This window comes from Mycobacterium sp. RTGN5 (assembly GCF_033804465.1).
Taxonomy (GTDB): domain Bacteria; phylum Actinomycetota; class Actinomycetes; order Mycobacteriales; family Mycobacteriaceae; genus Mycobacterium.
In genome coordinates, this window is the sequence record NZ_JAPZLA010000001.1 from 1279100 (window position 1) to 1292484 (window position 13385).

Sequence of the window (13385 nt, forward strand, 5' to 3'; positions counted from 1 at the left end):
AGCCTGACGCCTGCGGCCAGCAGACGCAAAGGTGTCAGCGGCTGATCTCCCTGCGCACGGTCACGGCGGCGAGCTTCTCCGGGTTGCGCATGGCGTAGAAGTTGGTGATCGTCCCGTCAGTGATCTCGATCGTCATCACCGATTCGGCTTGGTCGTCGCGATAGACCACCAGCGCCGGCGCACCGTTGTAGTTGGCCGCTTCGATCCGGTATTCCGGCGTGGCCTGCCGGAACAGCCCGATGATCAACCGGGCGACCTTGGCGGGGCCCAGAACCGGGCGGCGGGCGGCGCTCGCCTTGCCGTCGCTGTCGGAGGTGAAGACCACGTCGGGCGCCAGCATGCCCATCAGCCCGTCCAGGTCGCCGGTCGCCGCCGCCATCAGAAACTGCATGGTGATCTGCTCGGACTGCTGCGGGTCGGCGGGCTCGAACCGACGGCGCCGCGCGTGCACATGCTCGCGGGCGCGATGCGAGATCTGGCGCACCGCGGCCGTGGATTTCCCTACTGCATCGGCGATTTCGTCATGACTGAAGCCGAACACCTCGCGCAGCACGAACACCGCGCGCTCGTCGGGGGTCAGGGTCTCCAGCACCACGAGCATCGCCATCGACACCGATTCGGCGAGCACCAGGTCATCGGCGGCGTCGCGTTCGTCGAGCAGCAGTGGTTCGGGCAGCCACGGTCCGACGTAGTCTTCGCGGCGGCGGGCCTGCGAGCGCAGTGTATTCAGCGCCTGGCGGGTGACCAGCTGAGCCAGATAGGCTTTCGTATCACGAACCACGTCTAAATCGACTGTCGCCCAACGTAAGTAGCTGTCCTGCAGGACGTCGTCGGCTTCGGTGGCCGAGCCGAGGATCTCGTAGGCGATGGTGAACAGCAGTGGCCGCAGCAGGGTGAACCGGTCGGCGTGTTCGTCGGTCGAGGTCATGGGGTCTGCACCGCCTCGGGTGCCGGCCGCTTGCCGCCGCCCTTGATCCAGAAGTAGGACCCGGGCTTGCGGGCCTCGCGGCGCAGGAAGCTGACAGTGCCCTTGCAGACCGCCTCTTTGATCATCGCCGCGGTGCGCCCGCCGATGTACAGCGGCAGCGGGACGTCATTGGTGCGGGCGAGCTGCACGGTGGCGCCGGCGCGGCCCAGGCTGATGCACTGCCCGGTGAACGCCTGGCTGATCGCGGTGGGCTGATCGCCGGCGATGCGGGCCAGCACGGTGTTGGCGGCCTGGGCGCCCAGCGGGATCGCGGCCTGGCAGCTCATCCGCAGCGGCTGGTCCGACGGCGCGCCGGCATCCCCGGCGGCCACGATCCGGACGTCGTCGACGCTGGTCAGTGTCTCGTCGGTGAGTAACCGGCCGATCGCGTCGGTGCGCAGCCCGGACCGGATCGCCAGATCGGGCACGCCGAACCCGGCGGTCCAGATCGTCACGTAGCTCGCCAGCCGGCGTCCGTCGCCGAGGGTGACCGCGTCGGCGGCCACCGCGGTCACCATGGCCTGCGGTCCGTCGACGATCTCAACCCCGAGCTTGCGCAGCCGCTTGGCCACCGACCGGCGACCCGGCGTGCTCAGGTACGGGCCGAGGACGGCGCCGCACACCAGCGTGACGGCCCGGCCCTGCTCGGCCAGCTCGGCGGCGGTCTCGATACCGGTTGGGCCGGCACCCACCACGCACACCGGCGCGCCGTAATGCAGGTCGGCCAGCGCCGCGGTCAACCGCTGGGCTTCCTCGAGATCGGCGATGGGATAAGCGAATTCGTCGGCGCCGGGAACGGTGGGTCGGGCCGAGCCGCTGCCGACCGCGTAGATGAGGTAGTCGTAGGGCAGCGGCTCGCCGCTGAACAGCTCCACGTGCCGCGCCTCGGTGTCGATGCGGGTGGCCGCATCGACCACCAGCGCGATGCCGTCGCCGAGGATGTCGGCGTAGGTCACGGTGGCGTCATCGGAACCGGTGACCAACTGGTGCAGCCGGATCCGTTCGACGAACTCGGTGCGCGGGTTGACCAGGGTGATCTGCACATCCGGACGCAGCCGCAGGTGATTGGCGGCGATCACGCCGGCGTAGCCACCGCCGACCACCACTACTCGGGTTCGTTGCTCGGTCATCACATCTCTCCTTTGAGGTCGCTTGAGCGTGCTGACCTCGAGACACCAGCGTTGGCGTGAATGTGACGCTACGTGACGCAGCTCACTCGGCGACCTGGTACCGCGGGAAGACCCCGGCCGGCGCCGGCAGCGGGGTGCCGGGCGCGATGCGCACCGCGACAGCGCCGAAGTCACGCGCAGACTCGGACTGACCCAGTAGGTCGAGCAGGGTTCCCGACGAGGTCGGCATCACCGGTTGCACCAACAGCGCCGCGATCCGCACCACCTCCAGCGTCACGTACAACACCGTGCGGAACCGGTCTTGGTCGGCCGCCGCCTCGGACTTGCGCAACACCCATGGCTCCTGCGCGGAGAAGTACCGGTTGGCGGCGCTGAGCATGGCCCAGATCGCCTCCAGAGCGAGATGCATGGCGGGCACATCGAAATACGCACGCACCCTGGGCAACAGCTCGTCGGCGAGCGCGAGGAGCTCGCGGTCAGCGTCGGTGAACTCGCCTGGTTCTGGCACCTGGGCATCGAGGTTCTTGTTCACCATCGACAGCGAGCGCTGCGCCAGGTTGCCGAACTCGTTGGCGAGGTCGGCGTTGATCCGGCCGATGATGGCGTCCTCGTTATAGCTGCCGTCCTGCCCGAACGGCACCTCGCGCAGCAGGAAATAGCGCACCTGGTCGAGCCCGAACGCATCGATGAGCGCGAAGGGATCGACGACATTGCCCACCGACTTGCTCATCTTCTCGCCGCTGTTGAGCAGGAAACCGTGGACGAAAACCCGTCGCGGCAGCTCGATTCCCGCCGACATCAGGAACGCGGGCCAGTACACGGTGTGGAACCGGATGATGTCCTTGCCGATCATGTGCAGATCGGCCGGCCAGTACTTGCGGAACGACTCGGAGTCGGTGTCGGGGAAGCCGGCGCCGGTGAGGTAGTTGGTCAGCGCATCGACCCACACGTACATGACGTGATCGGGATGGTCCGGCACGGGCACACCCCAGTCGAACGTGGTGCGCGAGATCGACAGGTCGCGCAGGCCGCCGGAGACGAAGCTGAGGACCTCGTTGCGGCGCACGTCGGGCGCGATGAATTCGGGGTGGGCGTCGTAGTGGGCCAGTAGCCGCTCGGCGTACGCCGATAGCCGGAAGAAATAGGTCTGCTCCTCGGTCCACGTCACGGGCGTGCCGGTCTCGACGGAGTACTTGTTGCCGTCGGCGCGCGTCTCCAGCTCGTCCTCGGTATAGAAGCGTTCGTCACGCACCGAGTACCAGCCCGAGTACGAGTCGAGGTAGATGTCGCCTGCGGCGTCCATCCGCTTCCAGATCGCGATCGACGCCTCGATGTGGTCGGCGTCGGTGGTCCGGATGAAGCGGTCGAACGATGCCCCGAGCTTCTCCTGCATCGCCTGGAACGCATCGGAGTTGCGCCGCGCCAGCTCGGGGGTGGCAATGCCCTCCGCGGCGGCGGTCTGCGCCATCTTCAGCCCGTGCTCGTCGGTCCCGGTCAGGTAGCGCACGTCGAAGCCGTCGAGGCGCTTGAAGCGGGCGATCGCGTCGGTCGCGATGTACTCGTACGCGTGCCCGATGTGCGGCGCACCGTTGGGATACGCGATCGCGGTGGTGAGGTAGTACGGGGGGCCTGGGGTGCGCGCCCCCGCGCCGGGGAATGAATCTGTCATTGGGGTTCACCCTAAGGTGTGGGCGTGAGCTCGCAGACAAAGAGACGTGAGCCACCGCCGCTGCCAGAGCCGTTGACGCCGTTGATCGATGCTCATACGCACCTGGATGCGTGCGGGGCCCGCGACGCCGACGACGTCCGTGCGATCCTCGACCGCGCGCAGGCCGCCGGGGTGGTGGCGGCGGTGACCATCGCCGACGACCTGGACGCCGCCCGCTGGGCTGCCGAGGCGGCCACCTGGGACCCGCGGGTCTACGCCGCGGTCGCACTGCACCCGACTCGTGCCGACGCACTCACCGACGACGCCCGCGCCGAGTTGGAACGGCTGGCCGCGCACGAGCGGGTGGTGGCAGTCGGGGAGACCGGCATGGATCTGTACTGGCCGGGCAAGCTCGACGGGTGCGCCGACCCGTCGGTTCAGCGGGAATCGTTCGCCTGGCACATCGACCTCGCCAAGCGCACCGGCAAACCGCTGATGATCCACAACCGCGACGCCGACGCCGAGGTTCTCGACGTGTTGCGCGCCGAGAGCGCCCCGGAGACGGTCATCTTTCACTGCTTCTCTTCGGGCCCGGAGATGGCACGCACCTGCGTCGATGCGGGCTGGGTGCTGAGCCTTTCCGGCACGGTCAGCTTCAAGAACGCCCGTGACCTGCGGGAAGCGGCGACTCTGATTCCGCCGGATCAACTCCTGGTGGAGACCGACGCCCCATTTCTGACGCCGCATCCCTACCGCGGGGCGCCGAACGAGCCCTATTGCCTGCCGTACACCGTGCGTGCGCTGGCCGAAGTCGTGGACCGGCCGGCAGAGTTGCTGGCAGAGCAGTCATCGGCGACCGCTCGGCGGGTCTACGGTCTCTAAGGGTCTGCTGAGAGCCTCGGGCCCGAGTTGCTCCGGTCCGGTCTGGTTCGTTACCGTCTTGTGATCAAAGGGGGCCGATAGGCCCCTTTCTTTCGTTTATTGCTTAGTACTGAGGCGGGATCGAACACTTGAATGCGTTGACCAAGCTCCACCAGTCGCCGTCACCGATCCTTCGTCTCGTCATCGCCGCAGTGCTGTTGACGCTGGCCGGTGCCGGGGTGTTCGCGGTGATCTCCGAGAAGACCGTGATGCTGAACATCGATGGCACCCAGCTGAAGGTCAGCACGATGAAGTCGCGGGTGATCGACGTGATCGAGGAGAACGGCTACTCCGTCGGCGACCGTGACGATCTCTTCCCGGGCGCGAACCAGTCGGTGAACGATGCCCAGACGATCGTGCTGCGGCGCAGCCGCCCGCTGCAGATCTCGCTGGACGGCCAGGACTCCAAGCAGGTGTGGACCACTGCGTCGACCGTCGACGAAGCCCTTGCTCAGCTGCGCATGACCGATACCGCGCCGGCCGCAGCCTCACGCGGCAGTCGATTGCCGCTCGAGGGCATGGCTCTCCCGGTCGTCAGCGCCAAAACAGTGCAGATCAACGACGGCGGCGTGGTGAGCACGGTCCACCTGGCCGCCCCGAACGTGGCCGGCTTGCTCACCGTCGCCGGCGTGCCGCTGGAGCAGGCCGACTCGGTCGTGCCCGCAGCGTCCTCCCCGATCATCGCCGGAATGCAGATCCAGGTGACCCGGACGCGCGTCGAGAAGGTCACCCAGCAGATGCCGCTGGCGCCGGTGGCCCAGCGGATCGAGGATCCGACCATGAACATGAGTCGCCAGGTCGTTCAAGATCCAGGAACGCCCGGCGTACAGGACGTGACTTTTGCTGTCGCGACGGTCAACGGTGTGGAAACCGGACGGCTGCCCGTTGCCAATACCGTCGTTCTCCCGGCCCGCGACTCGGTTCTTCGGGTCGGCGCCAAGCCTGGCACTGAGGTGCCTCAAGTGCTGAATGGACCCATTTGGGATGCCATTTCCAGGTGCGAAGCGGGCGGGAACTGGGCGATCAATACCGGCAACGGTTACTACGGCGGCGTGCAATTTGATCAAAATACCTGGGAAAGAAACGGCGGTCTGCGCTATGCTGGCCGTGCCGATCAGGCAACAAGAGAAGAACAAATCGCAATTGCTGAAGTTACGCGTTCGCGACAAGGCTGGGGAGCGTGGCCCGTGTGTGGTAGGGGTGCATCGTGACAATTCGTCTTCTCGGGCGCACCGAGATCAGAAATCTGGCTAAAGAGCTCGACTTCAGGCCGCGAAAATCTTTGGGTCAGAATTTCGTGCACGACGCAAATACTGTGCGTCGCATTGTCTCGGCGTCTGGCATCAACAAGCACGACCACGTCCTGGAAGTCGGGCCCGGCCTCGGCTCGCTGACGCTGGCGTTGCTAGACCGTGGTGCCACCGTGAGCGCTATCGAGATCGATCCGGTGCTGGCCCAACGGCTCCCCAAGACGGTTGCTGAGCACTCGCACAGCGAGATCCATCGGCTGACCGTGCTGAACCGGGACATCCTTGGCATCGAACGGTCCGATCTGACCGAGCAGCCCACCGCCGTGGTGGCCAACCTGCCGTACAACATCGCCGTGCCCGCACTGCTGCATCTGCTGGCCGAGTTCCCGTCGATCCGGACCGTGATGGTGATGGTCCAGGCCGAGGTGGCCGAGCGGCTGGCGGCTGAACCCGGTGGCAAGGACTACGGAGTGCCCAGCGTCAAGGTGCGCTTCTTCGGCAAGGTCCGCCGCTACGGCATGGTCTCGCCGACGGTGTTCTGGCCCATCCCGCGGGTCTACTCGGGTCTGGTGCGCATCGACCGTCACGAGACCTCGCCGTGGCCGGAGGAAGACGGCTTCCGCGAGAAGGTGTTCGAGTTGGTCGACATCGCCTTCGCGCAGCGTCGCAAGACCGCCCGCAACGCGTTCCTGGAATGGGCCGGTACGGGTAACGAGTCCGCCGAGCGTCTGCTCGCCGCCAGCATCGACCCCGCCCGTCGTGGGGAGACGCTGACGGTGGCCGACTTCGTCCGGCTGTTACAGCGCTCTGTCGACTTCCCCGGCGCGACCGAATCCTCGGAAGGCCCGTCGCGGCCTGCTCAGGTGTTCTGAGCGCTGCGGCGCACTACCTCGGCGATGTGATGCACCAATTCGGTGCATGACGGATATCTCCGGTCTGGGTCTTTGGCGATGGCTCTGGCCAGAATCACGTCGAATGACCGTGTCAGCCACGGGATGTGTCGTGACGTCTCCGGTGGCGGCAGGTGCAGGTGTGCATCGACGAGAGCCAATTCATTGTCAGCGGTGAATGGCGGTGCGCCGGTGAGCAATTCCAGTGCCGTGCACGCGAGCGCGTACTCATCGGTCGCAGCCTGGGGCAGGCGGCCCGCCAAGAGCTCGGGAGCGGCATAGGGCAGCGACGCCATCACTTGGGCGGGGCGATGCCAGACATCCTCGGCGAGCACATGGGCGACACCGAAGTCGATCAGCACCGCACCGTATTGCGAAAAATCTTGATGCACAAGGATATTCGCAGGCTTGACGTCACTGTGGACGACACCGTCGTGGTGGGCGTGGTCGAGTGCGGCGGCGATCTGGCCGAGTGCGGAGAGCTTCGCCTCCAGTGAGGCCAGCCGGGTCGCGTTGCCGCCGTCGATGTACTGCATGGTCATCCAGTGCTGACCGTGGTCGTAGACGGCCACGATGTGGCGGTGCCGCAGACGATTTGCGATCCGGAACTCCCTGGCCAGTCGGGCGGTGCCGGCGGGATCGCGGTCTTGCTCGTTGAGCACCTTCAATGCGACGAGCGGATGCGTCTGGTCCGCGCCGCGGGCGAGGTAGACGGTCGCCTCGCCGCCGTGGCCCAGCACGTTTTCCACCACATAGCCCGCGAACGACTGCCCGGGATGCACCACGCTTCGAACCCTAGAGTCGCGGGTCGGCGACAACCGGGGAATCGCGCGCGGCGCGCTAGTCTCGTCCGGTGCCCCCGTCCAACGGCTCCACCGCGTCCGAATGGGTGCCGACCGGGTCGGTGACGGTACGCGTGCCGGGCAAGGTGAACCTGTACCTGGAGGTCGGTGACCGCCGCGCCGACGGCTATCACGAACTCGCCACTGTCTTTCACGCCGTGTCGCTGGTCGACGAGGTCACCGTGCGCAACGCCGACATCCTGTCCCTGCGCGTGGTGGGGGAGGGTGCCGACGACCTGCCCACCGATGAGCGCAATATCGCCTGGCAGGCGGCCGAGCTGATGGCTGAGCATGTCGGGCGTGCACCCGATGTCGAGATCACCATCGAGAAGTCGATTCCGGTGGCCGGCGGGATGGCCGGCGGCAGCGCCGACGCCGCGGCCGTCCTGGTCGCCATGAACAACTTGTGGGAGCTGGGCGTGCCGCGCCGCGATCTGCACGGACTGGCCGCACAGCTGGGCAGCGATGTCCCTTTCGCGCTGCACGGCGGTACGGCGCTGGGTACCGGTCGCGGCGAGGAGCTGGCGACGGTCTTGGCGCGCAGCACGTTTCACTGGGTGCTGGCGTTCGGTCGGGACGGATTGTCGACGGCCGCGGTGTACAGCGAGATCGACCGGTTGCGGGAGACCGGGGACCCGCCCCGGCTGAGCGACCCCGAGCCGCTCCTGGGTGCGCTGGCCGGCGGGAATCCCCGAGAGCTGGCCGCGCTGCTGGGCAACGATCTTCAGGCGGCCGCGTTGAGCCTCAACCCGGGTCTGCGACGGACCCTGCGGGCCGGCGCCGAGGCGGGTGCGCTGGCCGGCATCGTGTCGGGGTCCGGCCCGACGTGCGCGTTTTTATGCGAATCAGCGGCCGCGGCAGTGGACGTCGGTACCGAATTGGCCGGCGCCGACGTCTGTCGCACCGTGCGAGTGGCCAGTGGTCCGGTCCACGGGGCCCGCATCGTGTCCAGCCAAGCCTGATTCCCGGGTCGGTGCCCCTCCGCGGGCTGGCCCAAACTGTGACGCGCTTCTCATTCCCGTCGAAAACTTGGCAGTAACTTAAGGGGAGTTTAAGATGATCGACGGTGATGACTAGCGGCCTGGCACTCCTTACGTGCGAGTCGCCCACCCCGATCCGGGGCGGGCGGTGGCCGGGCGGGACCGCTGTTTGTTCCGCAGCATCACCATTTCGAGACCGAACCGCTCCCCAGTCGTACTGGCGTGCCTCCTATGCAGTGCGTTGCGGCAGGTGGAGCATGAATTCAACGTCGCTGATCAGCCAGCTCCAGATGCCGAGGAGGTCGTCGTGAGCCGTTTCACCGACAAGATGTTCCACAGTGCCATGGTCAGTAAAAAGGGCATGGTCACCGGGGAACCGGTCGAGCCGGTGCGCCACACCTGGTGGGAGGTGCACGAACGTGCACGTCGCATCGCGGGTGGCCTGGCTGCCGCGGGAATCGGCCCCAGCGATGCAGTGGGCGTCCTGGCCGGTGCTCCGGTGGAGATCGCGCCGACCGCCCAGGCGCTGTGGATGCGTGGCGCCAGCCTGACGATGCTGCACCAGCCCACCCCGCGGACCGACCTGGAGCAGTGGGCCAAGGACACCGCCATGGTCATCGACATGATCGAGGCCAAGGCCGTCATCGTCTCCGACCCGTTCCTGATCGCCGTGCCCGTGCTCGAGGAGGCCGGCGTCAAGGTGCTCACGGTCGAGGCGCTGCTGGCCGCCGAGCCCATCGAGCCGGTTGAGACCTCCGAAGACGATGTCGCGCTGATGCAGCTGACGTCCGGGTCGACCGGATCGCCCAAGGCCGTGATCATCACCCACCGCAACATCCACTCCAACGCCGAGGCGATGTTCATCGGCGCCAAGTACGACATCGACAACGACGTCATGGTCAGCTGGCTGCCCTGCTTCCATGACATGGGCATGGTCGGCTTCCTCACCATCCCGATGTACTTCGGTGCCGAGCTGGTCAAGGTCACCCCGATGGACTTCCTGCGCGACACGCTGCTGTGGGCCAAGCTCATCGACAAGTACAAGGGCACCATGACCGCGGCGCCGAACTTCGCGTACGCGCTGTTCGCCAAGCGGCTGCGCCGCCAGGCCAAGCCCGGCGACTTCGACCTGTCCACCCTGAGGTTCGCCCTGTCCGGTGCTGAGCCGGTCGAGCCTGCCGACGTCGAGGACCTGCTGGATGCCGGCAAGCCCTTCGGGCTGCGGAAATCGGCGATCCTGCCTGCCTACGGCATGGCCGAGACCACGTTGGCGGTGTCCTTCTCCGAATGCGACGCCGGACTGGTGGTCGACGAGGTCGACGCCGACCTGCTGGCCGCATTGCGTCGCGCCGTGCCCGCCGCCAAGGGCAACACCCGCCGTCTGGCCACGCTGGGTCCGCTGCTGACCGACCTCGAGGCGCGCATCGTCGACGAGGACGGCAACGTATTGCCGGCGCGTGGCGTGGGCATCATCGAGCTGCGCGGTGAATCGCTGACCCCGGGCTACATCACGATGGGCGGCTTCGTGCCCGCCCAGGATGAGCGCGGCTGGTACGACACCGGTGACCTCGGCTACCTGCTGGAGAACGGCCACGTCGTGGTGTGCGGCCGGGTCAAGGACGTCATCATCATGGCCGGCCGCAATATCTACCCGACCGACATCGAGCGGGCCGCCAGTCGCGTGGAAGGGGTGCGCCCCGGGTGTGCGGTCGCGGTGCGGCTCGACGCCGGCCACTCCCGCGAGACGTTCGCGGTGGCCGTCGAATCCAATGCCTGGCAGGATCCCGCCGCCGTGCGCCGCATCGAGCATGAGGTGGCCCACGAGGTGGTTGCCGAGGTCGATGTGCGGCCGCGCAATGTCGTGGTTCTCGGGCCGGGCACCATCCCGAAGACCCCGTCGGGCAAGCTGCGTCGCGCCAACTCGGTGGCACTGGTCACCTAGGCTGGATTATCGACCTGGGGTCAGGCCCGGCAGCTGATCTCCATCGCGTCAGAGTTGCGGACCGGGAAGCTCACGCCCACATAGCCATTCGCCGGGTCGCGGATGTAGTCGACGTAGGGCTTGGCGTCCGCTAGGCCGGTGTTGTCGGCGATGACGAGTGCGCCAGGGCTCAGCTTCGGCTCCAACAGCGCGATGACCGGGACGTAGAGGTCCTTCCAGCCGTCGAGCAGGACGAAGTTCACCGGCTCCGCGATGCCGGCAAGCGTCTGCAGCGCGTCACCCTCCAGCACGGTGATCACGTCGTCGAGGCCGACCTCGGCGAAGCTGGCCTTGGCGGCGACGACCTTGGCCGCACTGAGTTCGGTGGTCACGACTCGTCCGACGCCGTTGTCGCGGACGGCACTGGCCAGATGAATTGCCGAGAGCCCCAACGACATTCCGAACTCCACGACCAATGTGGGCCGGGTCGCGCGGACCAGCGTGTACAGCAACTGCCCGGACTCCGGGGTCACCGGCAGGTAGAAGTCGCTGAACGCATCGGCGCGCTCCTGCGCGGTGGTCGCCTTGATCAATTGGGCGCCGCGCTCGTGGAGCTGTGCCATCTGTTCGCTTGCTTCGGTGTACATGCGGTCGATGACCGACGCCACCTTCGGATCGCGCAGGGTATTCACGCCCCCGACGGTACCTTGGCGTCGTTGCGGGACGGCGGTCTCTGGCTCGCGCACCCGCCCGACGGTTCTGGAATCAGCAGGACCGGAGTGGCGGTGTGGGCCACGACGGCCGCGGCGACGCTGCCCTGGAGGTGACCGAGCAGCCCGTTGCGGCGGTGCGGGCCGAGCACGATCACGCTGGCCCCGTGCTCGTCTGCGGTTTCGACGATGCCCTTCCAGGTTGGTGATGCCTCGATCGCCAGACTGCACGAGGCGAACCCTGCCTCGTCTGCCAATGCCGCGCCGTGGGCGGCTGTCCGCTCGGCGGCCAGTCGTACCTGGCTGGCCCGGTCCGCGTCGAATGGCTCGCCATCCAGTGGCGTGAAGCCGACCTCGACGGGCTGCCAGACACAGACCACGACGGCGCTGCGAGGCGAAAGTTGTTCAGCGGCTTTCGTTATCGCATGGTCTGCCAGTTGCGAACCGTCGTAGGCGAATAGCGCGGGCCCGATCGAGGTGACCGGATGACGATGCGGCGTCCGCACTGCGCGGCCTGCCGCGGCGACCGGAGCCGGTGCCGTGAGGCCGCGCAGGCGTGCCAGCAGCGGCGGCGAATACCAAGCGGGGGAGTCGCCGTCGAGGAACTCGTCGAGATCCGGGGTCTGCGGCCGTGCCCCGCTCAGCGCGTACACCGCGACGCCGAACACCGCGCCACCGATAGCGAGCCCGAACCCGACCCAGAGTGCGACACCGGTCCCTTCGAGGAGATCGCCCGAGTATCGCGTCGCCAGATGGGCGAAGATCGGGGCGACCATGAACGCCGCGACCGCACGCAGCAGTTCGATGATCGCGAAAACCCGCTGCAGGCTGTTGGATTGCAGGGAGAACCCGGCGACGAACAACGCGGGTGCGACCGTGGCACCCAACGCCAGACCCGTCAGCGCGGAACCGAGAAGTGCCAGCGGCACATTCGCGGGAAGCGACGCCCTGAACACAGCGATACCGGCCGCCAGCAGGACCATGCCGACCAGTGGCAGGTAGTGCATGGCGCGTCGGGAAATCACGAAGCCGAACACCACGGCCATGACCAGCGCGCCGCCCAACTCGGGCAAGTACAGCAGGCCGACCTCGACCGGGCTGAAGTGTTGCATGAAGACCGACGCGGTCAATACGGTCGCCGCCACCGAGGCCGCCGCGGCGAACAGCGCGACACCCACGCCCGCGACCGGGATCGCGCTCGTCATCATCGTGCGGACGGTCAGCAGCGGCCGGCGCGCCCGGAACTGGTAGACGATCAGCGTCACGATCAGGGCCAGACCGCCGAACATCGGTCCGGTCACCGCCAGGTCGGAAAACTCATGAGTCGTCAGCTGCGCGGCGCCCACGAAGGCGGCCGTACAGCCAACGGCGGCCAGCGCGATCGCGGCCAGATCCCATGGGGCGTCGCGATCGGCGGGTGGCGCATCGTCGAATGTCAGGGTCGCCAGAATCAGTGCCAGCAGGGCGATTACCGCGACGATCCAGAACAGCGGCCGCCAGGCGTGCGCCGAGGCCTGCACTCCGCCGACAAACGGCCCGAGGGCGACGGCCCCGAACACGCACATGTTCATGATCACCGCGGTATTGCGGAGCTTGTCCCGGGGGAATCCGATCGTGAGCGGCGGCGCTGCGGCGATCAACAGCATGCTGGTTGCCAGGCCCTGGAGGACGTGGCCGACGATGAACGCCGTCGCATTGGGCGCGGCGGCCGCGATCACCGATCCGACGACGAGCACCACCGCGTACCCGACCAGCATGCGGCGCTGGGGGAGGTGCTGGGCGAATTGCACGGCGAGCACCGTGCCGACGGCATAGGCCGCGTTGCCAAGCCCCGAGCTCAGGGCCATCGCCTGAGTCGTCATATGCAGCTGCTCAGAGATGATCGGCACCAGCGGATCGAGTGCGGCCGACAGCGCGAGGTAGGGGATCAGCGCGAGGGTGACCATAGCGGCCACCGCTGGGTAACGTCCTGCCAGCGGGCCTTGGCGCATCAGTGCCGTCTCCCGGTTTCTGCCGCCGGGGCGAGACGCGCGCTCGAGTGCGGGTGGGCGGGCGCGGGGAGACAGAGCATGGTCGCAAACAACTTTACATAGGTAACCAATATTCCGCCCACTGAGGTGTCCTCC

General features: G+C 67.3%; 11 protein-coding genes. 5 read left to right on the forward strand and 6 right to left on the reverse strand.

The window, feature by feature from the left end; all coding sequences use genetic code 11:
- Positions 1-34: 34 nt before the first annotated feature.
- From SLQ31_RS06305 to metG, 3 genes are all read right to left on the reverse strand, one after another.
- Positions 35-928 carry an RNA polymerase sigma-70 factor gene (locus SLQ31_RS06305; RefSeq protein WP_319430611.1) on the reverse strand — a complete coding sequence of 298 codons (894 nt, stop codon included), beginning with the start codon at positions 926-928 and terminating at the stop codon, positions 35-37.
- Positions 925-2097 (reverse strand): NAD(P)/FAD-dependent oxidoreductase, encoded by a 1173-nt coding sequence (locus tag SLQ31_RS06310; protein ID WP_319430613.1) that lies wholly within the window; start codon positions 2095-2097, stop codon positions 925-927. Before SLQ31_RS06310 ends, SLQ31_RS06305 begins: the two co-directional genes overlap by 4 nt.
- A gap of 82 nt (positions 2098-2179) precedes the next feature.
- On the reverse strand, positions 2180-3766 hold the full coding sequence (metG, locus tag SLQ31_RS06315) for a methionine--tRNA ligase (protein WP_319430614.1): 1587 nt from the start codon (positions 3764-3766) through the stop codon (positions 2180-2182).
- A 24-nt stretch (positions 3767-3790) separates the two neighbouring features.
- Here metG and SLQ31_RS06320 point away from each other — a divergent pair, with 24 nt between their 5' ends.
- The 3 genes from SLQ31_RS06320 to rsmA all read left to right on the forward strand — a co-directional run bounded on the left by SLQ31_RS06320 (position 3791) and on the right by rsmA (position 6788).
- The gene (locus SLQ31_RS06320; protein WP_319430615.1) at positions 3791-4627 is read left to right on the forward strand and encodes a TatD family hydrolase; all 837 of its coding nucleotides are present in this window, start codon (positions 3791-3793) and stop codon (positions 4625-4627) included.
- Positions 4628-4755: 128 nt separating this feature from the next.
- Positions 4756-5877, forward strand: a complete 1122-nt coding sequence (locus tag SLQ31_RS06325; protein WP_319430617.1) for a transglycosylase family protein — start codon at positions 4756-4758, stop codon at positions 5875-5877.
- Positions 5874-6788 (forward strand): 16S rRNA (adenine(1518)-N(6)/adenine(1519)-N(6))-dimethyltransferase RsmA, encoded by a 915-nt coding sequence (rsmA, locus tag SLQ31_RS06330; RefSeq protein WP_319430618.1) that lies wholly within the window; start codon positions 5874-5876, stop codon positions 6786-6788. Before SLQ31_RS06325 ends, rsmA begins: the two co-directional genes overlap by 4 nt.
- Here rsmA and SLQ31_RS06335 read toward each other — a convergent pair.
- Complete coding sequence (locus SLQ31_RS06335) at positions 6776-7591, reverse strand: serine/threonine-protein kinase (protein WP_319430619.1); 816 nt, start codon at positions 7589-7591, stop codon at positions 6776-6778. The two genes, rsmA and SLQ31_RS06335, sit on opposite strands and share 13 nt — an antisense overlap.
- 68 nt (positions 7592-7659) lie before the next feature.
- Here SLQ31_RS06335 and SLQ31_RS06340 point away from each other — a divergent pair, with 68 nt between their 5' ends.
- Positions 7660-8610: a 4-(cytidine 5'-diphospho)-2-C-methyl-D-erythritol kinase gene (locus SLQ31_RS06340; RefSeq protein ID WP_319430620.1), complete on the forward strand. Its 951-nt coding sequence runs from the start codon at positions 7660-7662 to the stop codon at positions 8608-8610.
- Between the two features lie 325 nt (positions 8611-8935).
- Positions 8936-10570, forward strand: a complete 1635-nt coding sequence (locus tag SLQ31_RS06345; protein WP_319430621.1) for a fatty acyl-AMP ligase — start codon at positions 8936-8938, stop codon at positions 10568-10570.
- A gap of 20 nt (positions 10571-10590) precedes the next feature.
- On the opposite strand, the gene SLQ31_RS06350 is transcribed toward SLQ31_RS06345, so the two are convergent.
- Complete coding sequence (locus SLQ31_RS06350) at positions 10591-11196, reverse strand: O-methyltransferase (protein WP_319432882.1); 606 nt, start codon at positions 11194-11196, stop codon at positions 10591-10593.
- A 41-nt stretch (positions 11197-11237) separates the two neighbouring features.
- On the reverse strand, positions 11238-13250 hold the full coding sequence (locus tag SLQ31_RS06355) for a universal stress protein (RefSeq protein WP_319430622.1): 2013 nt from the start codon (positions 13248-13250) through the stop codon (positions 11238-11240).
- Between the last annotated feature and the right edge of the window lie 135 nt (positions 13251-13385).